Annotated in this window: 16 protein-coding genes; 7 read left to right on the top strand and 9 right to left on the bottom strand. The window is 69.3% G+C overall.

Going from position 1 to position 21,520, the window contains the following annotated elements:
* Window positions 1–174: 174 nt before the first annotated feature.
* Window positions 175–3,042, top strand: coding sequence for a T9SS type A sorting domain-containing protein (locus AAFU51_04020; protein MEO1570414.1), 2,868 nt, complete (start codon window positions 175–177; stop codon window positions 3,040–3,042).
* Here AAFU51_04020 and AAFU51_04015 read toward each other — a convergent pair.
* Entirely contained in the window at window positions 3,039–4,439 is a 1,401-nt protein-coding gene (locus AAFU51_04015) for a HAMP domain-containing sensor histidine kinase (protein ID MEO1570413.1), read from the bottom strand. The two genes, AAFU51_04020 and AAFU51_04015, sit on opposite strands and share 4 nt — an antisense overlap.
* Here AAFU51_04015 and AAFU51_04010 point away from each other — a divergent pair.
* Entirely contained in the window at window positions 4,423–4,809 is a 387-nt protein-coding gene (locus AAFU51_04010; GenBank protein ID MEO1570412.1) for a hypothetical protein, read from the top strand. The genes AAFU51_04015 and AAFU51_04010 overlap by 17 nt on opposite strands.
* Before the next feature lie 145 nt (window positions 4,810–4,954).
* On the opposite strand, the gene AAFU51_04005 is transcribed toward AAFU51_04010, so the two are convergent.
* The gene (locus AAFU51_04005; protein ID MEO1570411.1) at window positions 4,955–7,429 is read right to left on the bottom strand and encodes a serine/threonine-protein kinase; all 2,475 of its coding nucleotides are present in this window, start codon (window positions 7,427–7,429) and stop codon (window positions 4,955–4,957) included.
* A gap of 33 nt (window positions 7,430–7,462) precedes the next feature.
* A complete protein-coding gene (locus AAFU51_04000; protein ID MEO1570410.1) occupies window positions 7,463–8,089 on the bottom strand; it encodes an ECF-type sigma factor in 627 nt (208 codons plus the stop codon).
* Between the two features lie 196 nt (window positions 8,090–8,285).
* Between AAFU51_04000 and AAFU51_03995 the strand changes: the two genes are divergently transcribed.
* Window positions 8,286–10,382 (top strand): T9SS type A sorting domain-containing protein, encoded by a 2,097-nt coding sequence (locus AAFU51_03995; GenBank protein MEO1570409.1) that lies wholly within the window; start codon window positions 8,286–8,288, stop codon window positions 10,380–10,382.
* 244 nt (window positions 10,383–10,626) lie between these two features.
* Window positions 10,627–11,289, top strand: coding sequence for a hypothetical protein (locus tag AAFU51_03990; GenBank protein MEO1570408.1), 663 nt, complete (start codon window positions 10,627–10,629; stop codon window positions 11,287–11,289).
* A 20-nt stretch (window positions 11,290–11,309) separates the two neighbouring features.
* Here AAFU51_03990 and lysS read toward each other — a convergent pair whose 3' ends face one another.
* Both lysS and AAFU51_03980 read right to left on the bottom strand, forming a co-directional pair.
* Window positions 11,310–12,893 (bottom strand): lysine--tRNA ligase, encoded by a 1,584-nt coding sequence (gene lysS / locus AAFU51_03985; protein MEO1570407.1) that lies wholly within the window; start codon window positions 12,891–12,893, stop codon window positions 11,310–11,312.
* A gap of 156 nt (window positions 12,894–13,049) precedes the next feature.
* Window positions 13,050–14,198 carry a glycosyltransferase gene (locus tag AAFU51_03980; GenBank protein ID MEO1570406.1) on the bottom strand — a complete coding sequence of 383 codons (1,149 nt, stop codon included), beginning with the start codon at window positions 14,196–14,198 and terminating at the stop codon, window positions 13,050–13,052.
* A 125-nt stretch (window positions 14,199–14,323) separates the two neighbouring features.
* Here AAFU51_03980 and AAFU51_03975 point away from each other — a divergent pair, with 125 nt between their 5' ends.
* Both AAFU51_03975 and AAFU51_03970 read left to right on the top strand, forming a co-directional pair.
* On the top strand, window positions 14,324–15,535 hold the full coding sequence (locus AAFU51_03975) for a hypothetical protein (protein MEO1570405.1): 1,212 nt from the start codon (window positions 14,324–14,326) through the stop codon (window positions 15,533–15,535).
* Between the two features lie 690 nt (window positions 15,536–16,225).
* On the top strand, window positions 16,226–16,918 hold the full coding sequence (locus AAFU51_03970) for a hypothetical protein (protein ID MEO1570404.1): 693 nt from the start codon (window positions 16,226–16,228) through the stop codon (window positions 16,916–16,918).
* Here the strand turns inward: AAFU51_03970 and AAFU51_03965 are convergent.
* The 4 genes from AAFU51_03965 to AAFU51_03950 all read right to left on the bottom strand — a co-directional run bounded on the left by AAFU51_03965 (window position 16,915) and on the right by AAFU51_03950 (window position 20,160).
* Complete coding sequence (locus tag AAFU51_03965; protein ID MEO1570403.1) at window positions 16,915–17,904, bottom strand: glycosyltransferase family 2 protein; 990 nt, start codon at window positions 17,902–17,904, stop codon at window positions 16,915–16,917. The genes AAFU51_03970 and AAFU51_03965 overlap by 4 nt on opposite strands.
* A 139-nt stretch (window positions 17,905–18,043) precedes the next feature.
* Window positions 18,044–18,934 (bottom strand): NAD(P)-dependent oxidoreductase, encoded by an 891-nt coding sequence (locus AAFU51_03960; protein ID MEO1570402.1) that lies wholly within the window; start codon window positions 18,932–18,934, stop codon window positions 18,044–18,046.
* 77 nt (window positions 18,935–19,011) lie between these two features.
* On the bottom strand, window positions 19,012–19,641 hold the full coding sequence (locus tag AAFU51_03955) for a Crp/Fnr family transcriptional regulator (GenBank protein ID MEO1570401.1): 630 nt from the start codon (window positions 19,639–19,641) through the stop codon (window positions 19,012–19,014).
* A 27-nt stretch (window positions 19,642–19,668) separates the two neighbouring features.
* Window positions 19,669–20,160: a thiol-disulfide oxidoreductase DCC family protein gene (locus AAFU51_03950; GenBank protein ID MEO1570400.1), complete on the bottom strand. Its 492-nt coding sequence runs from the start codon at window positions 20,158–20,160 to the stop codon at window positions 19,669–19,671.
* A 110-nt stretch (window positions 20,161–20,270) separates the two neighbouring features.
* Between AAFU51_03950 and chrA the strand changes: the two genes are divergently transcribed.
* Window positions 20,271–21,515 carry a chromate efflux transporter gene (gene chrA / locus AAFU51_03945; protein MEO1570399.1) on the top strand — a complete coding sequence of 415 codons (1,245 nt, stop codon included), beginning with the start codon at window positions 20,271–20,273 and terminating at the stop codon, window positions 21,513–21,515.
* Window positions 21,516–21,520: the final 5 nt, after the last annotated feature.

The raw sequence follows: 21,520 nt of genomic DNA, 5'->3' as shown, positions 1-21,520 counted from the left end.
GGTGAGCCGGAGAGGGCGGCACCGCGTGTCGGGACACCCGATCCGGGGACTCACATCGACCATGGTTTGGGAGCACGGCGGGACTCGACGAGAAATCGTGCGATGGCGTGATACGCGCCCGCGCCGGTTTGCGATGGGGCACAGTGACGTTGCTTCACACCAGCCCTCGCCCCCATGCGCGCCCTGCTCTTCGGCCTCCTCCTCGTCCCCCTTGCCAGCGTCGCGCAGACCGCGTCGTTTGAGATCCTTCCCGAGGGCTACATCAGTGCGTCCCCGGACGGCTCCGCCCTCATCGTGAGACTGGTGGACGGGACGTTCCGCTACGGTGTGTGGCAGGACGGCGAGGTGACGTCGATCATCGAGCCCCGATGTACGCCAACGTCGAGTTTCCCAACGGTCCTCGCGTTTGCCGTTTCTAACGAGGGGGTCGCATCCTGGGCTGAACGGGATGGCGCCGATTACTTCCTATGGGACGGCTCCACCTGCTACACCATGAGCGACCTCATTCCCGAAAGCACGTTTATCACGCGTATCAGCCCGGATGGCCGCTCGGCCGTGGGCGCATACCGGATCCCTCCTCCAGATCCAACGCAGGGACCGACGACCGGGCAATACATCTGGAACGAAGGAGCGGTTACGCTCTTACCGACTCCAGCAGAGGGCGGGAGGGGAGAGCTCGTGGTGAGCCGCCTCTCCGACGACGGTAGCACCGTCGCAGGCAGCGAGAGCGTCACCGTCTTTGAACCGCAGCAGACCACAACCACCACGTATTTCCTTCAGCGAAACGGGACCCGAACGGCAGTGCCGCACCGGTTCTCGACTCCGAACGACGACTTCGTGGTTTTCGAAGACCTGTCGCCGGACGGCTCCATCGCCCTCGTCAGGGAGCAAACCGGCACAGCGACAGAAGACTTACGCTATACGCCCTACACCCTGCAAGGTGGACGGGCGACGCTGATTCCAGCCCCACCCGACGTTCCGGCGGATGCGCTCATCAATGCTGTGGCACTTTCTGCAGATGGATCGCGGATTCTGGGCTATGCGTCCTGGCGTTCCGTCCCGGTCACCGTTGAGCCCATCCTCTGGGACAACCTCGTTCCACGCCGCGTGGTCGATCTCCTCACCGAGCAGGGCGTGGACCCCAGCACGTTTCCAGACGCGAGACTTACTCCACGGTTTATCTCCGACGACGGGCGCGTCTTGATTGGTACAAGTTCCGGCACAACCTGGCGCGCCACGCTCGCCCAGTCCGCGTCCTGGGCGGAGGCCGCCAGCGGCTTCTTCGACGACCCCGACCGCTGGGCCCCCGCCCGCGTACCCGACGCCACCACCCTCACCCGCCTCGCGGCCACCGGCGGAGACTACACCGTCACCCTCCGCGACGACCAGACCCTCCCCAGCCTCACCGTCGCCGTCACGCCCGAGAACACCGCCCCTACCGTCACTCTCGACCTCGACGGACGCACCCTCACGCTTGCTCCCCAGAGCGACGCCCTCGATGCCCTCGTCGTTGGCGACCAGGGCGACGGCACCCTCTTTCTCCTCGACGGCGTCGTGGACGCCAACGGGGGCGTCACCCTCGGGCGCGCAGGCTCCGCCCAAGGTCGCCTCTTCTCCGATGTGACGTTCCAGATCGACGGCCCCCTCGTCGTCGGCGACGGCGCGGCAGGCACCGACGAGACGGCGTCTACGCTGGGCATCATCGACGGCACCACCACGGCCGCACTCGGCTTCGACGTCGGTCTCCAGGCTGGGACCAACGGCTTCATCGCTGTCGAGTCCGGCGCGACGTTGCAGGTGCCCGCCGACGCGCCCAGTACCATCGGCTTCGCGGGCACCGGGCAGGTGATCGTCACCGAGGGCTTCCTCTCGCACACCGGCCCACTCACGCTCGGACGGCTCGCGACAGGACAGGGCACCCTCAACCTGCGCAGCGGCGCCACGGCGCTCACGACCGACTCCCTCGTCGTTGGCCTCGCGGGCATCGGCGAACTGGAGATCGTGGGCGGCTCGGGGCTGTCCACCGGTCCCGCCGTGCTCGGCAGCCGCGAGGGCAGCGTGGCCTCGGTGCGCCTCGCGGGCGCGGGCAGCGAGTGGGACATCGCGGGCGACCTGCTCAACGGGCTCGACGGCGCCGCCGTGCTGGAGGTCGTGGAAGGCGCGAGCCTCTGCGTGAGCGGGCTCGCACTCACAGGAGCGCAGGGGCGCTTCGTCTCCGACGACACCATCGTGCTCGGCTTTGCCGACTGCGCCAGCAACGTACAGGACGGCCACAGCGCGGAGCGGCGAGGCGCAAACGGCGGCATCGCGCTCGCTGGGCTAACGGTGGCCGCGGGCGGCGAGGTCGTCGCGCCTGCCATCGAGGTCGGGCCGGGCGGCGTGCTCGACGGGGCGGGGGCACTCGCGGTGCCGGTCACCAACGGCGGCACGCTCGCGCCGGGCGGCCCGGACGCACTCGGCACGCTCGCGCTGACCGCAGACCTCACGCAGACGGCGGGCGCTGTGCTCGCCCTCAAGGTCGGCACGGACGGGGCGGACGCGCTCACCGTGGATAGCGCGGTCACGCTTGGCGGTACACTGCGGGTGGCGGCCTTGCCGGGGTCCACGCCGATGGTCGGGGCGAGCTACGACGTGCTCACGGCGTCGTCGCTCAGCGGGACGTTCGAGCGCATCGAGACTCCGGAGGGCTTGAGTGTCTCGGTGGGGGCGGCGGCGGTGACGGTGTCGGTCGTGGGCGTTGTCTCCAATGAAGAAGCGGCGAACGAGGACGAGGCGCTCCCGACGGCGCTCGCGCTGCGGGCCTACCCCAACCCCCTCGCGACGCGGGCGACGCTGGCCTACGACGTACCGGAGGCGGGGCCGGTGCACCTCGTGCTCTACGACGTGCTCGGTCGCGCAGTGGCGACGGTGGCCGAGGGCGTGCACGCGGCGGGGCGTCACGAGGCGCGGCTCGACGCGGCGAGCCTGCCGAGCGGAGCGTATGTGGCGCGGCTGGAGGCGGGCGGCGTCGCGCTGACGCGGCGGCTCACCGTCGTGCGCTAGACCGCGCGGTCGAGAACGACTACCTCTCGCAGGGAGGGCTCGGCGGCGGCCTCCGCTCGGGGCACGGCCGCGGTACACTGCATGCGGACGGTCGTCCCCCGGCCCTCTGCGCTCTCGACCGCCAGCGTGCCGCCCATGAGCGCCAGGAGGCGGTGGGCCAACGTTAGGCCGAGGCCCAGGCCCTCGTGCGTCCGGGCGTCGCCCTCGGAGCCCTGCCGGAACGGCTCGGCGGCGTGGGGCAAGAAGTCGCGCCCCATGCCGATGCCGGTGTCGGTCACCTCCACGACCGCCTGCGGCCCGTCGGGTCGAACTGTCACCGTTACCCAGCCCACCTCGGTAAAGCGGACCGCGTTGTCGACGACGGCGGCGAGGGCGCGCCGGAGCGCACCCGCGTTGGCGCTCGCCGTGGCCGGCGAGCCGGCGACCGCGATCGACAGCCCCTTCGCGTCGGCGGCCGCGCGGGCCTCGGCGACGACCGCCTCGGCGAGCGCGTACACCTCGACGGGGGCGCTCGGCAGGGCCGCCTCGGCGCTTTCGATCCACGCGAGGTCGATCACGGCGTCGAGCGTTCGGTGGAGCCGCCGGGCACCGCTGTCGATCAGCTGGAGAAACTGGCGGTCGAGCTCGTTGCTATCGGAGGCCAGCAGGTTCGTGGTGCTGAGGATGGCTGTGAGCGGCGTGCGGAACTCGTGGCTCAGGTTGTCGAGCAGCACGTCCTTGGCTCGGCTGGCGGCCTCGGCACGGGCCTGCGCCCGGCGGCGCTCGTCCAGCTCGCGCTCGAGCCGGGCGTTCGCCGCCCCGAGGCGGCCGGCCAGGTGCCGAAGGTTGCGGACCATCGGCCCCTCGTAGAGCGCCGCCAGCGCGGCCACGCTCACGGTGCAGCTCAGGAAGCTGATGAAGTGGTGGAGCGGGACCACCTCGGGGCGGAGCGATGTCGGGAACGCGCCCCCCGAAGCGACGTGGCCGAACATGAGGCTGCCAGCGACCATCGAGATCCCAGCTGCGACCCAGCCCAGCCGCGCCCCGCCGAGGACGGCGGCCGCAAGCGGCGTCACCACCAGCCAGAATGCCGCGCCGGAGAGCATGCCGCTGTCGTAGGTCGCCAGCAGCGACACTCCCACCTGGAGGACCACGCTGAACACCGGCGCGAGCACCCGAAGCGAGACGCCCACGCGCAGGGCGAACGGCAAAACCACGTTGACGGCCGCGATCCCCAGCATCACCACGATGTTGGTGCCATCGGCCCCGGGGACGTGGTGGAGCGTGTGGAGCACGGCGAACAGCGCCATGTTGGCCGTCACCATGAATCCCAGCACCACGAACAGGCGCTCCCGGAGGAGGTCCACGTGGTCGCGCTCTGCCTCGGGCAGAAACCACCCTATGGCACGAAAGGTCACCCCGGAGGATGGGGCAGGAGGCGGCATGGGAAGGGCAGGGGGCGGCATAGAGGGAACGCTCGTCCTCTTTAGTGTCGGCCGGTCGCGGCCCGGGTTAACCGCCCGATCGACAGTCCCCGAGGCGGCACGCTCCTCGGCGAACGAGGGCGCCCCGACGACGCTGGCCTACGACGTGCCGGAGGCAGGGCCGGTACACCTCGCGCTCCACGGCGTGCTCGGCCGTGCGGTGGCCGTGCTGGCAGTGGGCCCGCAGGCGGCAGGCACGCACGAGGTGCTGTTCGACGCCGCCGGTCTGCCGAGCGGGGTGTACGTGGCACGGCTCGAAACGGAGCGTGGCGCGCTCACACGGCGGCTGACCCTCGTGCGATGATCTCGCCCGACGGCACGCACGCGATCAGGTTGCAAATACGTGTCCACTCGGACGAGCAAGGCGGTAGGTCGTCGCCTCGGGCACGTTCGCTTACGGCGCCAACGGACGAGCAACGACGCGCGGCAGATGCCTGAGGGGCGCTTCCTCACACCTCCGTAGTGCGCGCCCGCCAACGCGCGGCCTCGCTCGGGCGGCCCCACGCCTCGTAGAACGTACCCAGCCGCTCGATCAGGCGGGTCGCGTCGTAGCCAGCAGCCTCGTACATCGCGTGGGCGTCGAGGAGGAGCGGCTCGGCTTCGGCGTAGCGCTCCTGCGCCTGGAGGCACAGCGCGAGGTTCTCCGTCGTGCGGGCGATGCGGATGTGGCCGGGCGGCAGCGCGCGGCTCATCCGGTCCAGTGCGTCCCGGAAGCCCGCTTCGGCTTCGGCCAGCCGCCCCGCGTCGAGGAGCACGTTGGCGAGGAGGCTCGTGATGACCGCTACGCCGAAGAAGTCGTCGCCGCGGGTAGTGCGGGTGCGTTCGAGCACGTCGCGGTAGAGCGTGATGGATTCGTCGTACTTGCCCTGGTTGCGGAGCAGTTCGGCGAGGTGCGTCTCGCGGACCTGCGTGTCGCGGTGCTCGTCGCCCAGGGCGGCGCGGATGACGCGGAGCGACTCGCGGTAGGCGGTCTCGGCCTCGTCGAGGCGGTCCTGGTTGCGGTAGATGCTGCCGAGCACGCCCAGCGACGCGGCGACGGCGGGGTGCCCATCGCCGAGGACAACACGGCGGAGCGTGTAGGCTTCCTCGGCGGGAGCCTCGGCCTCGTCGTAGCGCTCGTGGGCACGCAGCACGATGGCGAGGTTGTTCAGCGTCAGCGCCAGGTCGAGCGTGTCAGGAACGGGCTGGTTGCGTTCGCGGGCCGCGAGGTCGCGCAAGATGGCTTCGGCCTCAGCGGGGCGGCTCGTCTCCTCATAGAGCTCGGCGAGGTCGCGCTCCGTCTGGATGGTGTGCGGATGCCCAGGGCCGTGGACGCGTTGAAACGTTGCGAGCGCGGCCTGATAGTGCTGCTCGGCTATGTCAAACGTGCCTTCGTAGCGCGCGACGCGGCCCAGGGCCTGCTGCGTCTCGGCGATCCCTGTGTTCGATGCGCCGGTGTGTTCGCGGTGGAGGCGTAGCGCGTCGTCGAGCAACGGCTGGGCATCGCTGTAGAGCCCCATCTGCACGAAGGCGCCGCCGATGGTCTTGAGGAGGCTCGCTTGGAGCGCGGGCTGGTCGGCGAGGGTCGCCTGCACGCGCGCACCGCCACGGAGCAGGAGGTCGCGCGCGCGGAGCGTGTCGAGGCGAACGGGGTCGTACGGATCGACGGCCGTGAACACCTCTTCGAGGAAGGCGACGGTGGCCTCGGACTCGGCGAGCGCGCGCGCCGTCTGCCGCTGCTGGAGCGTGAGGGCAGCCACGGCGGCCAGCGTCAGCACCACTACCAGCGCAGTCGTCGCCACGCCCACCCGATGCCGCTCGACGAACTTGCGCAGCCGGTAGGCACGGGAGTCGGGCTGCGCCCTCAGCGGCAGGCCGGTCCGCCGCCGCACGAGGTCGTCGCGCAGCGCCTCGGCGGAGGCGTAGCGGCGGGTCGGGTCGGGGTGCATCGCCGTCGCCACGAGCACGTCGAGGTCGCCACGGAGCGCGCGGCGTTGGTCAGCGGGCGCGGCGTCGCTCAACCGCTCGGCACCGTCCGAACGACGGCCTACAAGCAACTCGAAGAGCACCACGCCGAGCGCGTACACGTCCGTCGCCGTCGTCACCGCGCCGCCGTCGCGTTGCTCGGGGGCGGCGTACTCGGGCGTGAGCACGCGCTGCCCTGCCTGCGTGAGCGTAACACGGGGCGCGCTGTCCAGCAACCGGGCGATGCCGAAATCGAGCAGCTTCACCTGCGGCGGCCCAGCATCCTCGCTCTCCGAGACGAGGATGTTGCTCGGCTTGAGGTCGCGGTGGACGACGAGGTGCCGGTGGGCATACGCGACCGCTCCGCACACCTGCTCGAAGAGCGCAAGGCGCGCGCCCAGGTCGAGCCCGCGGCGGTCCGCGTAGTCCGTGATGCGGAGGCCGTCCACCACCTCCATCACGAGGTAAGGACGCCCATCGTCGGCCGCGCCCGCGTCCAGGAGCCGGGCGATGTGCGGGTGGTCGAGCCCCGCGAGAATCTGCCGCTCGTGGCGGAAGCGGCGCAGCACCTCGTCGGTGTCCATGCCGCGCTTGACGAGCTTGAGCGCGACGGCCTTCTCGAAGGTGCCGTCGGCGCGCGCGGCGCGGTAGACCGTGCCCATGCCGCCCCGTCCGAGCACCCCCTCGATCCGGTAGGGGCCGACGCGAGTGCCCTCGGTCAAGTGCTCCGCAGTCTCGGCAGCCGTGGCGGCTTCATGCAGGAGATGTCCGGCGAAGTCGGTGGCGCTCTCGCCCAGTGCAGCCTCGGCGCGGGCGTCGGCGTCGAGGAGCGTCGCGACGGCGTGGTAGAGCGCGGGGTCGTCGCCGCAGGTGGCGCGGAGATAGACGGTGCGCTCGTCGGCGGGGCGGTCGAGGGCCTGGGCGAAGAGGTCGTCGATCTCGGCCCAGCGGGCAGCGGTGAGGTGGTCCAGCGAGTCCATGAGCGGCGCGGTTGTTTCCCGGTCTATCGCTGTTTACGCGGCGCGCGGATCATCCTGCTCGGGCAGCGCCGCGGAGTCCTGCTCGCCCGCGTCGGACATGGCGTGGTAGAGCCAGGCGCGGGCGCGGCGCCAGTCGCGCTTCACCGTCGCCACCGAGCGCCCCGTGTGCGCGGCGATCTCCTCATGCTGCAGCCCGCCGAAGAACCGCAGTTCGACCACCTCGGCGAGGCGCGCGCTGTAGGTCGCGAGCCGTTCGAGGGCGTGGTCGAGCGTGAGGAGGTCGGCCGCCTCGGCGTCGGCACGCACGAGGCCGTCGCCCAGCGCCTCGTCGAAGGCGAGCGCGGCCTCGCCGCCGCCCCGCTTCTGCGCGGTGCGGTCGCGGGCGTAGCTCACGAGCACGAACCGCATCGCCCGCGCCGCGAGCGCGAAGAAGTGCGTCCGGTCAGCGACGGTGGGCGCCTGGCCAGCGGTGAGCTTCAAATACGCCTCGTGGACGAGCGCCGTGGTGCTGAGCGTGTCGCTCTGGCGATGGCGGCGTAGCCGGGCGTGGGCGAGCTGCCGCAGCTCGTCGTAGAGACGCGGGAAGAGCCGATCCAGCGCGTCGTCGTCTCCGGCGCGCGCGTCGTGGAGGAGTTGAGTGGTAGTTGGTTCGGCCCGCATGGTCGTGGAAGGCTGGCACGGCGAAAGTACGCGCTCCCTCCACGAATTCGATGCCGTGACAATCGGGCAGGGTGAGCGAATGAGCACGCTCCGCAGTCGGCGCCCACCTGAAAAAGTGAGCGTGCTGTGATACGCCCCACCCCGCTTCCGCGATGGAGCACGCACAACCGGCTTCCTCCTTCGACCCCTTGGACTCATGCGCCTCTGCTCCCTTCTCCTCCTCCTGCTCGTGGCAGCCCCCGCCTTCGCCCAGACGGGCTACACCTGGCGCGGCGGCGACGGCTCCTGGTTCTCGGACGTCAACTGGTCGCCGTCGGGCATCCCCGGTGTGGTCGACACCGCCTACGTCGAGAGCGGGCGGCCCGACCTCGTCCGCGACACGACCGTCGCGCGCCTCGTCCTCGATGCCGACGCGCTCGACGGCGACGGTAACCTCACGGTGACCGACTCGCTCGTGTGGCGCTCGGGTGAGATGAACGGCCGCAACTTTGCCGAGACCGCCGCCGTGACGATTGCGCCAGGTGCCCTGATGCTCATCACGGGCCCCGACGAGAAGGGCCTCCGCAGCCGGGATATCCTCAACGAAGGCACCATCCGCTGGGAGGAGGGCGGCCTCGTGGTGCAGTTTACGACGACGCTGGACAACCGTCCCGGCGCGACGTTCGACCTCCGCGGCGATGACGCGATCACGCGCACCAACGGCACGTTGGACCTCCTCAACCGCGGCCTCCTCGTGAAGTCGCGCGGGACCGGGACGACGGCGCTCTCCTACCCCTTCGGCGTCTTCGAGAACGAGGGGACGGTCCGCGTGGAGACGGGCACGCTGCTGCTCGCCAACGGTACCTCGTTCACGGCGCGGGGCGACGGCGTGTTCGAGATCGCGTCCGGTGCGCGCCTCACCGTGCGGCAGGCACGCTACCGCTTCGGAGAAGGCTCGTCTTTAGCGGGTGCGGGCACGCTGCGCGTGGAGAGCGGTGAGCTAGACTTGGGCCGCGCGGCCTTCACGGGACTCACCCAGGTCGCAGGCGGTACCTTTCGACTCGTCGACACCGCTATGCCCTCCGACTTGGCCGCGGTCGAGCTCTCGGGCGGCGAATTGGGCGGGCTCGCCGAGACCAACGTCAACGGGCCGCTCGCGTGGACGGGCGGCGTGCTCGGGACGCGGACGGGCGGGAGCGGCGTGCTCCACCTCCTCGGCGGCGCGGCGGCGACGGGCCCAGACGCCAAGCAGTTTCGCGGTGGGACATTCACCAACGCGAGCCTCTTCCGCTGGGCCGAGGGGCCGCTGGAGGTGGCTAGCAGTGCCGCGCTCACCAACCTCGCCGGGGCGACGTTCGCCATCGAGAGCGACACAACCTGGACGCGTGTCAACGGATTCATCACCGTCGTCAACGAAGGACTGATCGTCAAGCGCGGATCGCCGGGGCAGACGTCGATCACCCTTCCGTTCGCGCCGTTCAACAACGACGGCGAAGTCCGTGTGGAGACAGGAACGCTGTTCCTGAACATCGCAAACCGCAGCACGGACGCCGGTGCCTACGTCGTTGAGGACGGGGCCACCCTGCGGCTCGACGGGGCGGAGCGCACGTTCACACCAGACGCTTCGATCACGGGGGCGGGCACGCTTCGGCTCACGGCGGGGAACGACGGCTACGCCTTCAGCGGGACGTTCCGGCCGGGCGATGGCGTCGGCGTCATGGCGGTGGACAGCGACTGGCCCGCCTTCGAGCCTGACGGCGTCTTCGAGATGGAGATTGCAGGCTTCACGCCCGGCACCGAGCACGACCTCCTCGCCGTGGCGGGCGCGGCCACGCTCGGCGGCACGTTGCGCGTGGTCTTGACCGAGGGCTTCGCGCTCACCGAGGGCGACCGCTTCACCATCCTGACGGCAGCCTCTGTGACAGGCACCTACGACGCACTCGACCTGCCCGCCGGCGTCGGGGCCTTCGTGGAGAAGACCGACACCACGGCGGTGCTCGTAGTCGGGCAGGTCGTGGCGAACGAGGACGGCGCTGCAGAGGCGCTACCGACGGCGTTCGCGCTGGACGCGCCCTACCCCAACCCCGTCGCCACGACCGCGACGCTCGCCTACGCCGTGCCCGAGGCCACCGCCGTGCGCGTGGTGCTCTATGACCTGCTCGGTCGCCAGGTCGCCGTGCTGGCCGACGGCACGCACGCCGCTGGGCGCTACGACGCCGCGCTGGACGCCGCCCGCCTGCCCAGCGGAGTCTATGTGGTGCGCATGGAGGCCGAAGGCTTCCAGCAGACCCATCGCCTTGCGCGCGTGCGCTAGCCTAGCCATCTCCGCCTCCCCTACCGACACCCGACTGCGTATGCGTGGCTTCCTCATTCTTCTCACGCTTAGCCTTCTCGCTGCCGCTCCAACCCACGCGTAGCGCACCGTCGACTACCCGGCGCTCGGTCTGCAATTCGACATACCCACTGGCTGGCAGGGCTAGGAGGGCGATGGGATCTACCTGCTCCAGAGCGCACAGGTCCAGGGCCTCGTCGCTCTCCTGCCCCACGAGGCCGCAACGATGGGCGCGTTGGAGGCCGGCGCCCGCGAGGGCCTCGCCCTCGGCGATGGGACCGCCTTGCAGCCGAACGGAACGGTTGAGCCGTTCGGGCCTGGCGCGCTCGGCAGCTCAGGCGTGCGCGTCGACCTCGCGGGCATGGTGGAGTGGAACGCGGCGGAGGCGCATGCGCTGGCGTTGCTCTCGCCGCACGGCGGAGGCGTGGTGGTTGTGGCTGTCGCGCCCCACGGCCAGTTCTCGGACGCCTACCGTGGCTATGCCGAGGCCGTCGCCCGCAGCGTGGTCTTTGACGCGCCGGAGACGCCGCCGGTCGTAGACGAGTGGCGCGCGGCCCTGATGGGTGTGCAGCTCGACCGCTTCGACACGCGCTCCAGCTACGACGGCGGCTCGTCGTTCCGCCAGACGCTCACGCTGTGCGCGGACTACTTCTACTACGGCTCGTCGTACTCCGCCTCGGCCGTCAACTTCGACGGAAGCGGGGTCAGCGGCGCCGGCAGCCGCTCCGACGGTGGGACCTGGTCGGTGTCGGCCGATGCCGCCGGGACGCCCATGCTCGACCTCGTCTACGGCGATGGGGCCGAGGCGTCGTACGTGCTCTCGACCGAGGATGGCAAGACCTTCCTCGACGGCGAGCGCGTGCTCCGCACCAACGGCACGTGCGAGTGAGGGCGGGTGAGAAGACGCCGCTACGACTCCGCGCTCGTGTCCCCTTCGCCGCCCTGTTCACCGTCGCCCTCTTCGGGACGGAGCAGCGGGAAGAGAATCACGTCGCGGATGGACGCCTGGTCGGTCATCAGCATGACGAGCCGGTCGATGCCCATGCCCATGCCTGCGGTGGGCGGCATGCCGTATTCCAACGCGCGCAAGTAGTCGTCGTCGATGGTGTTAACGGCCTCGTCGTCGCCCTCGCCAGCGAGGCGCACCTGGTCCTCGAAGCGGGCGCGCTGGTCGAGCGGGTCGTTGAGCTCGGAGAAGGCGTTGCAGAGCTCCTTGCCGTTGCAGATCAACTCAAAGCGCTCGGTCAGGCCAGGCTTCATGCGGTGGCGCTTGGCGAGCGGCGAGAGCTCGACGGGGTAGTCCGTGATGAAGGTTGGCTGGATCAGCTTCGGCTCCACGAACTCGCCAAAGATCTCGTCGATGAGCTTGCCCGTGCCCATCGACGCCTCGACCTCCAGGCCGAGCGCTTTCGCGGCGGCGGCGACGTCGTCGCGCGACTTCTGGTAGAGGTCGTGGCCCGTGTGCTGCGCGATGGCGTCGAGGAGCGGTAGGCGCGGGTAGGGCTTCGCGAACGAGATCGCGTGCTCGCCGATGGTCACCTCGGTCGTCCCGTGGACGGCGACTGCGACGGTCTCCAGCAGGTCTTCCACGAGGCCCATCATCCAGTCGTAGTCCTGGTAGGCCACGTAGACCTCCAGCATCGTGAACTCCGGGTTGTGGAACCGCGAGAGCCCTTCATTGCGGAAGTCCTTGGCGATCTCGTAGACCCCGTCGAAGCCGCCAACGATGAGGCGCTTGAGGTAGAGCTCGTCGGCGATGCGGAGGAAGAGCCGCATGTCGAGCGCGTTGTGGTGCGTCGTGAACGGGCGCGCGGCGGCCCCGCCATAGATCGGCTGAAGCACGGGCGTCTCGACCTCCAGGTAGCCGCGCTCGTCGAGGAAGCGCCGGATGGCCGTGACAATGCGCGCGCGCTGCTTGAACACGGCGCGGACCTCCGGGTGGAGCGCGAGGTCGGCGTAGCGCTGGCGGTAGCGGAATTCGGGGTCCGTGACCTCGTTGAAGGTGCGCGTCTCGCCGGTCGCCTCGTCCACGAGCTCTTTCTCGACGGGCAGCGGCCGGAGGCTCTTGGCAAGCAGCGTGAAGCTCTCCGCGCGGACGCTCACCTCGCCCATGCGCGTCCGGAACACCTCGCCCTCGATGCCGACGAAGTCGCCGGGGTCGAGGAGGCGCTTGAAGACGGTGTTGTAGAAGCCCTCGGGCAGGTCGTCGCGGCGGACGTAGATCTGGATGCGGCCGGACTCGTCGGCGAGGTGGAAGAACGCGGCCTTGCCCATGACCCGCTTCGTCATCATGCGCCCGGCGATGCGCACGCGGATCGGCGCCGTGCCGTCAGCTTCGGGATCGTGCGTGACGTCGTCGTACGTGTCGAGGATCTCGGCGGCGCGGTGCGTGACGGGCCACCCCTCCGACGGATACGGGGCGACTTCTGCCTGCTGGAGGGCCTCCAGGTGCTCCAGGCGGAGCTGTTCTTGTTCGGTGCGTTCGCGAGGCATGGCGGGAGAGGCGAGTGGAGCAGAGAGGGACGCGCGCAGGCGCTCTGGGGAGGTGCAGGAGTAGCAGGGTACTCTAAAACTACTGGCCGACAGCGCTGGGGACTGTCGATACGTGTCGAAGGACGAACACCCTTCCACGAACGAAGCGGTTCGTGCTCACGGTCCGGCCAGGTCTTCGAGCGCGTCGAGGAGGTGGTCCCACGAATAGCGTGCGCGCTCACGACGGACGCCCTCGGCTAGGGGCTCGGCGAGGCCGTCGTCGAAGAAACGCACGAGGGCCGCGGCCAGCGCAGCGGGGTCTTCGGGCGGCACGACGAGCCCCGCTTCGCCGTCGGGGACTGTCTCGGCAAGGCCACCCACATCGGTCGTGACGACGGGCCGCGCAAAGTGAAACGCGATCTGCGCGACGCCGCTCTGCGTGGCCGAGCGGTAGGGCTGCACAACCACGTCGGCGGCGGAGAAATACGTCGCCACGTCCGCGTCGGGGATGTAGTCCGCATCAAAGCGCACGGCGTCTCCCAACGGGGCTGCGCGCTCGCGGTAGACGGCCTCGTCCTCGTAGAACTCGCCCGCGACGACGAGCCGCGCTTCGGGCACACGCTCCAGCACGGTAGGCATCGCGTCGAGCAGCACGTCGAGACCTTTGTAGGCACGCACGAAGCCGAAGAAGAGCAGCACCGGCGCGGCGGCGGGCAGGCTGAGGCGCTGGCGTGCCTCGGTCTTGGGTAGCGGGTCGCCGAAGTGGTCGTAGACGGGGTGCCGGACCTGCCGTACGGGTGTCTGCGCCTCGTCGACGCCCAGGCGCGCGAGGTCGGCGCGGACGCTGTCGGAGAGCACGACGAGGCCGTCGGTGGCCTTCAGGAAATAGCGCATCAGCGCATGGTCGCCGGGGCGCGGCTCGTGCGGCAGCGCGTTGTGGACGACCGCCAGCACCCGTGCGTCATCCTTGCGCACCTGCCGCGCGACCGTCCCGAATGCGGGCGCAAAGAACGGCATCCACTGCATGAACACGACCACGTCCGGCTGCCACGAACGCAGATGCCGCGCTGTTCGCCACCACGACACCGGCCCGATGCTATCGAGCACCTGCACCGCGCCCGGCTCGTCGCTCACGCCCCCATCTTCGGCATACTGTGTTTTGCCGGGAAAGAGCAGTTCCGGGTACTGCCGCGTGAACGTGACGACCTCGACGATGTGGCCGCGCGCGCGCAGCCGTCGCGCCGTCGATTCGAGGAAATGTGCGATCCCACCGCGATACGGCGGGGCTGGACCGACGAGGGCTACGTGAAGCGGACGATCAGGCACCTGGATTTATTTGGGCCAACGGGTACATTGTGGTGACGAACGCGCTGGGTGTCATGGGAGCTACACACTGGGCACCGTTCTGTCACATAGGTTGGAACGCTCTCGTATCGTTGCCGCTCTCCCAAATGATCCGCACACCCTCTGCGCGTGCCCTCGTGGCAGCGGCGTTGCTCGCCGCTTCTACGCTGTCCGTGAGCGGCAGTGCGGCGGCGCAGTCGGTCCTGGATCCCGTCACGCTGACGTTCCTCGAACTCCCGACGGCGCCCGCGCTCAACGCGCTCGGCGGCACGGGCGTGGCGGAGGCGTTCGGCGACCCGCACGGGTTCCTCTACAACCCAGCTCACCTCGGCAGCTTCGACGACGAGGTCGCGCTGGCGCTCTACCCCAGCGCTGTGGACTGGCTCGGGCTCGGGCTAGACGCGGTCAGCCACGCCGCGGCTGGCGGCCTCAGCCTGCGAAGACTCGGCCTGCCTGCGACCCTTGGCGTCGGCGTCGCCCACACGTCGCTCGACTTTGGCCCGCTGCCAGTGACTGAGACGCTCACGTTTGCACCGCGGGACGGCTATACCGCGCTGGGCCTCGGCCTCGGCCTTGATCTGCCCGTGCGCGTGCAGTTGGGCACCACCGTGCGCTTCGTCTCGTCCGAGGAGGCGGTAGGGGCGGACGCCGACGGCAACGTCCTCGTCCGCGAGGTTCGCGGCACCACGCTCGACGTGGGCGCGCGGCTCGAAGCGCCGGTGCTGGCGCTGCTCGGCGTGGCGCAACAGGCCGACTTCCGCCCGAGCTTCGACCTCGCGCTCGGCTACACGCAGGCACACATCAGCACGGAGGCCGGTGGGCTGCCGCTGCCCCGGATGGCACGCCTCGGCTATGCCGCCACGTTCGCCCTCGACCACCGGGTGCGCGACGATGCCTACCTCCGCTTCCTCGACGCCACCGTGTCCATCCAGGCCGAGCACCAGCTCACGCGCATCGGGGCTGACGGCGCCGTCTCGTACGAACTCGTCCTCGGCGACCTCAACGTGCTGGAGAACGTCCTGCTCAGCCAGGGTAGCGCCATCACTACCGCCCGGCGCGGGCTGCGGCTGGCCTTCTTCGAGACGTTCGGCCTGCACTATGGCTTCTTTGACGGCTTCGGCTACGATGCCCGCCGCACGAGCGGCTTCGAGGTGCGCCTCGCTGGCGCCCTCCGCGTCTATGCGCTCTCCACGGACCACGAGCGCCTCGCTGCTCTCGCCGAGCGCTTCGACGTGCGCTTCTCGACGGCGACCTACTTCGCAGGCACCCGTTCGGAGAGCCAGTTCGCGGGCTTCACGCTGCACGCGCGGCTGCCATAGAACACCCCTGGTGTGTAGAGACGTGTATTGGGGCTTGCGCCACGTGACGCAGGCGTTATGTTCGGCGCTCGCCTAACTTTTGCCTTTCACGCCTACTCGCTCCCGATGCTTCGCCTAGCGACTCTCTTCGGCGCACTGCTCTGCGCGCTTCCAGCCACGGCTCAGGGCGCGTTCAATCTGCTGGAACTGGGAGCGGCTCCAGGGACGCTGGCTCTCGGCGAGGCGGGTGTTGCCGTACCCACCAGCGAGCCACAAGCGTTTCTGTACAACCCAGCACACCTTTCTGCTGCTGCTGGGACGTCCCATCTCACCCTGAGCGGCTACCAACCTACCAGGTGGTTTGCGCTTAATCTCCAGACCATAGCGCTGAGCGGCGGCCTTGCCCCGGCGCAGACAGGGTGGCCCGTCTATCTAGGGGCCGGCGTATCCTACACACGGCAAGCCGATGCAATGCCTCGAGAGATTCGTTCGGAGACAAACGAACTCATCGGCTCTATGACCGCCGGTCAGCGAGCGTGGTCTGTTGGCGTAGGTGTTGGCTATGCAGGACCAGTGGAGACGCATCTGGGCATCACGCTCCGGCGCCTGGGCGCAGGGGTTGATGTCGAGGGCGGTAGTACCGAGAGCGATGGCCTAGAGGAGTTCCGAAATGCTACCGCTGCAGCGACGGCCTTTGATCTAGGTATCCTGGTGCGCGCTCCTATCGCTCAGCTTGCCGGGTTGCGCACGCACGACGCCGAAGCCGGCCTGGCACTTGATATCGCTCTCGGTTACGCGCTCTCAGGCCTCGGCGGACGCAATACGACCGACGCCGGGCTCTCGATTGAAGGTCCCCTGAGCCGCCGCGTGCGCCTTGGCTGGTCGGTCCAGGTTGGCTACGACCTTAACTTCGGCGGCGGCCCCCTTCGGATCGTCGAACTCACGGGCGTGGCTCAGGCGGATCGCGGTCTCCTTCGGCGTCAGATCAACGGGAACTACGCCGCGCCGTTTGTGGACCCGCTCGCCGCGCTCACGGGAAGCGGGAAAGCAAACGAGTTCGACCAACCCGAGCCAGGGAGTGGACCCGGTGTCATTGAGTTTGGTCACACCGGCCGTCGTGGCGTCGAGTTCACCATGCTGGAGACATTGACGCTGCGCCTCGGGCGACACCAGGGCGAGATGGAATTCCAGTGCGACGGCGATCAGGCGGGAGCCTGCGAGACGTCCGGGATCGAACTCTCCACGGGCGGCGTCCTGCGTGCGCTCGGGAGCATCCTGGACCAGCCACGTTGGCACGCGCTCGGTGGACGGTTCGACCTACGCTACACCTACGCCTCCCATCCTATCGCAGACGCTTTCCACGTGCTCACGCTCCGCATCGCGCCGTTCGCAGCGACTCCTTAACCTGCCTCGACAGCCTCTGCAGTCCGGCGAGGTGGCGACAGCAGCACCGTCGGTTCCAGCGCCGTGCGCACGTCGTAGCTGTCGGTGCGCTCCATGCGAGGGCGGATCATCATCTCGCCGAGCAGGCCCGCCAGGAAGAGCTGCGACCCGAGCAGGATCAGCATCACGCCGAGCAGAAGCAGCGGACGCCCGGTGAGGGCTTCGCCTTGGAGCTTTTGGAGGGTGAGGTAGAGGCTAATAAGAAAGCCTCCAACGAAGGCGAGCGTGCCGAGGCCGCCGAAGAAGTGCATCGGGCGGCGCATGAAGCGCGTCAGGAAGGCGACCGTCATCAGGTCGAGGAAGCCGCGCACAAAGCGCTCCAGGCCAAACTTGGTGCGGCCGTACTTCCGCTTGCGGTGCGCCACCACCTGTTCCTCGATGCGGGTGTAACCTTCCCACTTCGCCAGGAGCGGGATGTAGCGATGGAGCTCGCCGTAGACGCGGACCGCCTTCACGACCTCGGCGCGGTAGGCTTTCAGCCCGCAGTTGAAATCGTGCAGCTTGATCCCGCTTACGAGGCGGGTGACGCCGTTGAAGAAGCGGCTTGGGATCGTTTTCGTGATCGGGTCGTGGCGCTTCTGCTTCCAGCCCGAGACGAGGTCGGCCCCGCCCTCCAGGCGCTTCAGCATCGTGGGCAGCTCGGCGGGGTTGTCCTGAAGGTCGGCGTCAAGCGTGCAGACGTAGCGCCCGGCGGCCCGCTCGAAGCCGACCGCCAGCGCTGCGCTCTTGCCGTTGTTCTTGCGGAAGCGCACCCCCGCGAACCGCGCATCGACTTCGTGGAGCGCCTCGATCTCTTCCCATGAGCCGTCCGTGGAGCCATCGTCGATGAGCCAGACCTCGAAGCTGTAGCCCGCCCCGTCGAGCGCCGCGCGGATCTGCGTGGCGAGTTCGGGCAGGCTCTCGGCCTCGTTGTAGACCGGGACGACGACGGAGACGTCAGGCTGCATCGCTGAAGGGAGAGGACATGGGCACGACTGCGAGGAAACGCAGCCGCCCTTAAAGCTGTGGACCGCCCTATCGTTTCCCCGGGCTCTTCTTTCACCAACGCCTCCCCTCCTCGTTTCCCGCACCCCGTTTGTCCGCCGTCTAGCGCGCTTGTCCGATGCCGGAGATGTCGTCCTCGCCAAAACCTTGGGCGATGGCCGCGGCGTAGACCGCGCGGATCGCCTCGGTTGTCGGCACTTCGCCACCGGCAGCCTCAGCGAAGTAGCGCAGGTCCTTCTCGACGAGCGCGACCGGGAAGTTGGGCGGGAAGGCATCGCGCAGCATCAGCGGGCGCATCAACTCCATGATGGGGCTCATGACCGGCAGCGCACCGAGCGTGTCGAGCGCGGCATCCACGGCGAGGTCGCTCGTCTGGAAGAGCCGCACGGTGTCGGCGAGCGTGGCCACCTGCGCCGCAAAGAGCATGTTGACGGCAAGCTTCATCGTCATACCTGCACCGATCGGCCCGATGTGGTGCACGCCGCCACCGAGCACGTCGAGGACGGGACGGACCCCATCGAGTGCCGCCGCCTCGCCGCCAACGAGGAACGTCAGCATACCGTTCTCCGCATGCGGGCGCGTACCCACAACGGGAGCGTCGAGGAAGTGAGCGCCCCTCGCGGCGACGGCCGCGCCCAGTTCGCGCGTCCACGCAGGCGTGAGCGTGCTCGACGTGATCGCGACTGCGCCGGCGCGCAGCCCGTGCACCGCACCCGTGTCGTCGGCGAGCCAAAGCACGCGCGAGGCGACATCGTCTGAAACCATGCCGATGACAAGATCGGCGGACGCCGCCGCTTCACGAGGCGTCGCGGCGGCGGTCGCGCCCAGCGCTTCGAGCGGAGCCGCGCGCTCGGCGCTACGGTTCCAGACGGTGACGTGCCACCCGGCGTTCTCTTCTGAGTGAGAGAGGAGACGGACGGCCATGCGGCTGCCCATCGCGCCGAGGCCGAGGACGGCGATGCGAGCAGTGTCGGGAGTGAGGGGCGTAGTCATCGGAGAATCGGGCTGGCTGAACGAGATCGAACGCGCTCAACCTAGCCGATCCCGCACGGCCGCGGCCTTAACCTTTGCTAAGAACGCTCTCCGTTGCCTGCGCCTTCTGTTCTACCAGCACCTCGGCGTAGCCGCGAGAGGTGCACCTCGGAGACGCCGAGGTACGACGCGATGTGGTACTGCGGCACGCGCTGGACCAGGTCCGGATGCGCCGCGCGGAAGGCGTCGTAGCGCGCCCGTGCATCGTGCTGGAGGAAGCTCCGCGTCCGGCGCTCCTTGCGGACGAGCAGCAACTCGGCGAAGCATCGCCCCAGCCGGTCGAACACGGGATCGGCTTCGTAGAGCGCCGTGAACGCCGCGCAGTCGGCCGCGAGGTAGCTCGTCGGTTCCAGCGCCTCGATGCCGTAGAGCACCGGCAGGTCGAGCCGGGCCGAGGCGAGCGCGCCCGCAAACGTGTCCTCGGCGACGAACGCCTTGTTCGACTCGGCCCCGTCCTCGCCGCCATAGTAGAAGCGCAGCAGCCCGTCCACGACGAACAGAATCTCGTGACGCCTATCGCCAGGCTGGAGCAGCCGGTCACCCTTCGCCGCCTGTCGCTCCTCGAAAATCGAAGCGAGCGTGGCGAACTGCGCCTCCGACAGTGCCACCCAATCGGCGAGGGCCGCGCGCATCCGTTCGAGGGCGATGCCCTCCGTAGCCGTGGTCATGGTTCGTGTTGGAAGCTCGGCGACACGTCAGCCTGCCACCTGGTAGTCGAGGAAACGGGCGCGCTCGTCGGGCGTGGGGAGGCGGCACGTGTCCTGCTTGCCAAACCAACGGTAGCGGTTGCGCGCGATCCAGTCATAGACGAGGTCGCGCAGCGGCGCCGGCACGGCAAGAAACCCCTGCAGGAGCGGCCATCCCCCACCGAGGCGTGCGGCGATACGGAGCGCCGCCGCGGAGCGGAAATAGAGCTGGCCGTTCTCGACGAGCGCGATGCTGTCCGGCGCGGTGGTCGCGGGCGTCGCGCCGGTGTAGCCGTGCCGTGCCAACAGCGCTTGCCCCACGTCCGACTGCAGCGCCGCCATGCGAAAGACACGGGCACGGTCGCGGTCCATCACGAAGTTGACCGATGCGTTGCACAGGTTGCAGACACCGTCGAAGAGGATGACGGGGTGTTCGGCGAGCGTCGCGGGGTCGAGCACGGCTCCCGCGTCGTGTGTGACGAGATCGTTGCGAGTGGACATCGGCGGGGACTTTCGGTGGAGGCCGGGGGTAGGGACGTGCTGTACGCACCACCTCTCGAAAGGCTTCGCGCCCGTCTCCGTTCGCCTTTGCTCTCGCTGCACGTCTCGCCATGTCTACGCCGCCCCCGACCTCTGCACCTCCTGACGCCCCGCTCGGTGCCCGGCTGGGCGAACTGGCGCGGGTGTTCTTCAAGCTCGGCGTGATCGGCTTCGGCGGCCCGGCGGCACACATCGCCATGATGGAAGACGAGGTCGTCGAGCGGCGGCGGTGGCTCTCACGCCAGCACTTCCTCGACCTCATCGGCGCGACCAACCTCATCCCCGGCCCCAACTCGACCGAGATGACGATGCACGTCGGCTATGCGCGGGCGGGCTGGGTCGGCCTCGCCGTGGCAGGCACCTCGTTCATCGTCCCGGCGGCGCTTTCGACAGGGCTGCTCGCGTGGGCGTACGTGAAGTACGGCACCCTGCCCGCGGTGGAGCCATTTCTCGTGGGCATCAAGCCTGCCGTGCTCGCGGTGATCCTCGGTGCGCTGTGGCGGCTCGGCAAGAAGGCAGTTAAGGGTTGGATGCTCGCCGTCCTCGCGGCCCTCGTATCGGTGTTGCTCGTGGCCGGGCTGTCCGAGATCGCGGCCCTCGTCCTTGGCGGCGTGGCCGGGATGCTCGGCCTCGTCGCTCTCCGTCGGCGTTCGACGACCGGGGACCCACCTAAAGACAACGACCCCGATGACTCCGACAAGGCGAAAGCTTCCATCAAGCGTGGATGGCTTGCGCTGCTGCCAATCCCGGCAGGCCTGGTGCAAGCGACCGCGGCGGCGGCCGGGGCGGTCCCGCTTTGGAAGCTCGGGCTCTTCTTCCTGAAGGTCGGCGCGGTGCTCTATGGCAGCGGCTACGTCCTGATCGCGTTCCTCGAAGGCGACCTCGTGAACGACTACGGCTGGCTCACGCAGCAGCAACTCCTCGACGCCGTCGCCATCGGGCAGTTCACGCCCGGCCCGGTGCTCACGACGGCCACCTTCATCGGCTACGTCCTCGGCGGCGTGCCGGGCGCGGTCGTGGCGACGGTTGGCATCTTCCTCCCCGCGTTCGTCTTCGCCGGGCTCCTCCATCCCGTTGTCCCGAAGCTGCGTACATCGCCGTGGACGGCCGCCTTCCTCGACGCGATCAACGCGGCGGCGGTGGCGCTTATGGCGGTCGTTACCGTGCAGCTCGGTCTCGACGTGCTCACGGGCTGGGTGCCCGTTGCCATTTTCGCCGGGGCCGCCGTGCTGGCGCTGCGCTACAAGGTCAACGCGGCATGGCTCGTCCTGGGCGGCGCCCTCGCCGGGTGGCTCGGCGCGACGCTGGGCCTGTGAGCCCG

It is taken from the genome of Bacteroidota bacterium (genome assembly GCA_039821555.1).
GTDB lineage: Bacteria > Bacteroidota > Rhodothermia > Rhodothermales > Rubricoccaceae > JBCBEX01.
The sequence above is the reverse complement of the archived record's forward strand: the minus strand, read 5'-3'. Positions and strand labels throughout refer to the sequence as shown.

What these genes read in the sequence shown, in the direction of transcription:
- AAFU51_03990 (MEO1570408.1), top strand. Translation starts at nt 10,627, where the DNA reads ATGGGCGCGTTGGAGGCCGGCGCCCGCGAGGGCCTCGCCCTCGGCGAT.
- AAFU51_03950 (MEO1570400.1), bottom strand. Translation starts at nt 20,160, where the DNA reads ATGTCCACTCGCAACGATCTCGTCACACACGACGCGGGAGCCGTGCTC.
- lysS (MEO1570407.1), bottom strand. Translation starts at nt 12,893, where the DNA reads ATGCCTCGCGAACGCACCGAACAAGAACAGCTCCGCCTGGAGCACCTG.
- AAFU51_03965 (MEO1570403.1), bottom strand. Translation starts at nt 17,904, where the DNA reads ATGCAGCCTGACGTCTCCGTCGTCGTCCCGGTCTACAACGAGGCCGAG.
- chrA (MEO1570399.1), top strand. Translation starts at nt 20,271, where the DNA reads ATGTCTACGCCGCCCCCGACCTCTGCACCTCCTGACGCCCCGCTCGGT.
- AAFU51_04005 (MEO1570411.1), bottom strand. Translation starts at nt 7,429, where the DNA reads ATGGACTCGCTGGACCACCTCACCGCTGCCCGCTGGGCCGAGATCGAC.
- AAFU51_04000 (MEO1570410.1), bottom strand. Translation starts at nt 8,089, where the DNA reads ATGCGGGCCGAACCAACTACCACTCAACTCCTCCACGACGCGCGCGCC.
- AAFU51_03975 (MEO1570405.1), top strand. Translation starts at nt 14,324, where the DNA reads ATGATCCGCACACCCTCTGCGCGTGCCCTCGTGGCAGCGGCGTTGCTC.
- AAFU51_03960 (MEO1570402.1), bottom strand. Translation starts at nt 18,934, where the DNA reads ATGACTACGCCCCTCACTCCCGACACTGCTCGCATCGCCGTCCTCGGC.
- AAFU51_03995 (MEO1570409.1), top strand. Translation starts at nt 8,286, where the DNA reads ATGCGCCTCTGCTCCCTTCTCCTCCTCCTGCTCGTGGCAGCCCCCGCC.
- AAFU51_04020 (MEO1570414.1), top strand. Translation starts at nt 175, where the DNA reads ATGCGCGCCCTGCTCTTCGGCCTCCTCCTCGTCCCCCTTGCCAGCGTC.
- AAFU51_03955 (MEO1570401.1), bottom strand. Translation starts at nt 19,641, where the DNA reads ATGACCACGGCTACGGAGGGCATCGCCCTCGAACGGATGCGCGCGGCC.
- AAFU51_04010 (MEO1570412.1), top strand. Translation starts at nt 4,423, where the DNA reads ATGGCACGAAAGGTCACCCCGGAGGATGGGGCAGGAGGCGGCATGGGA.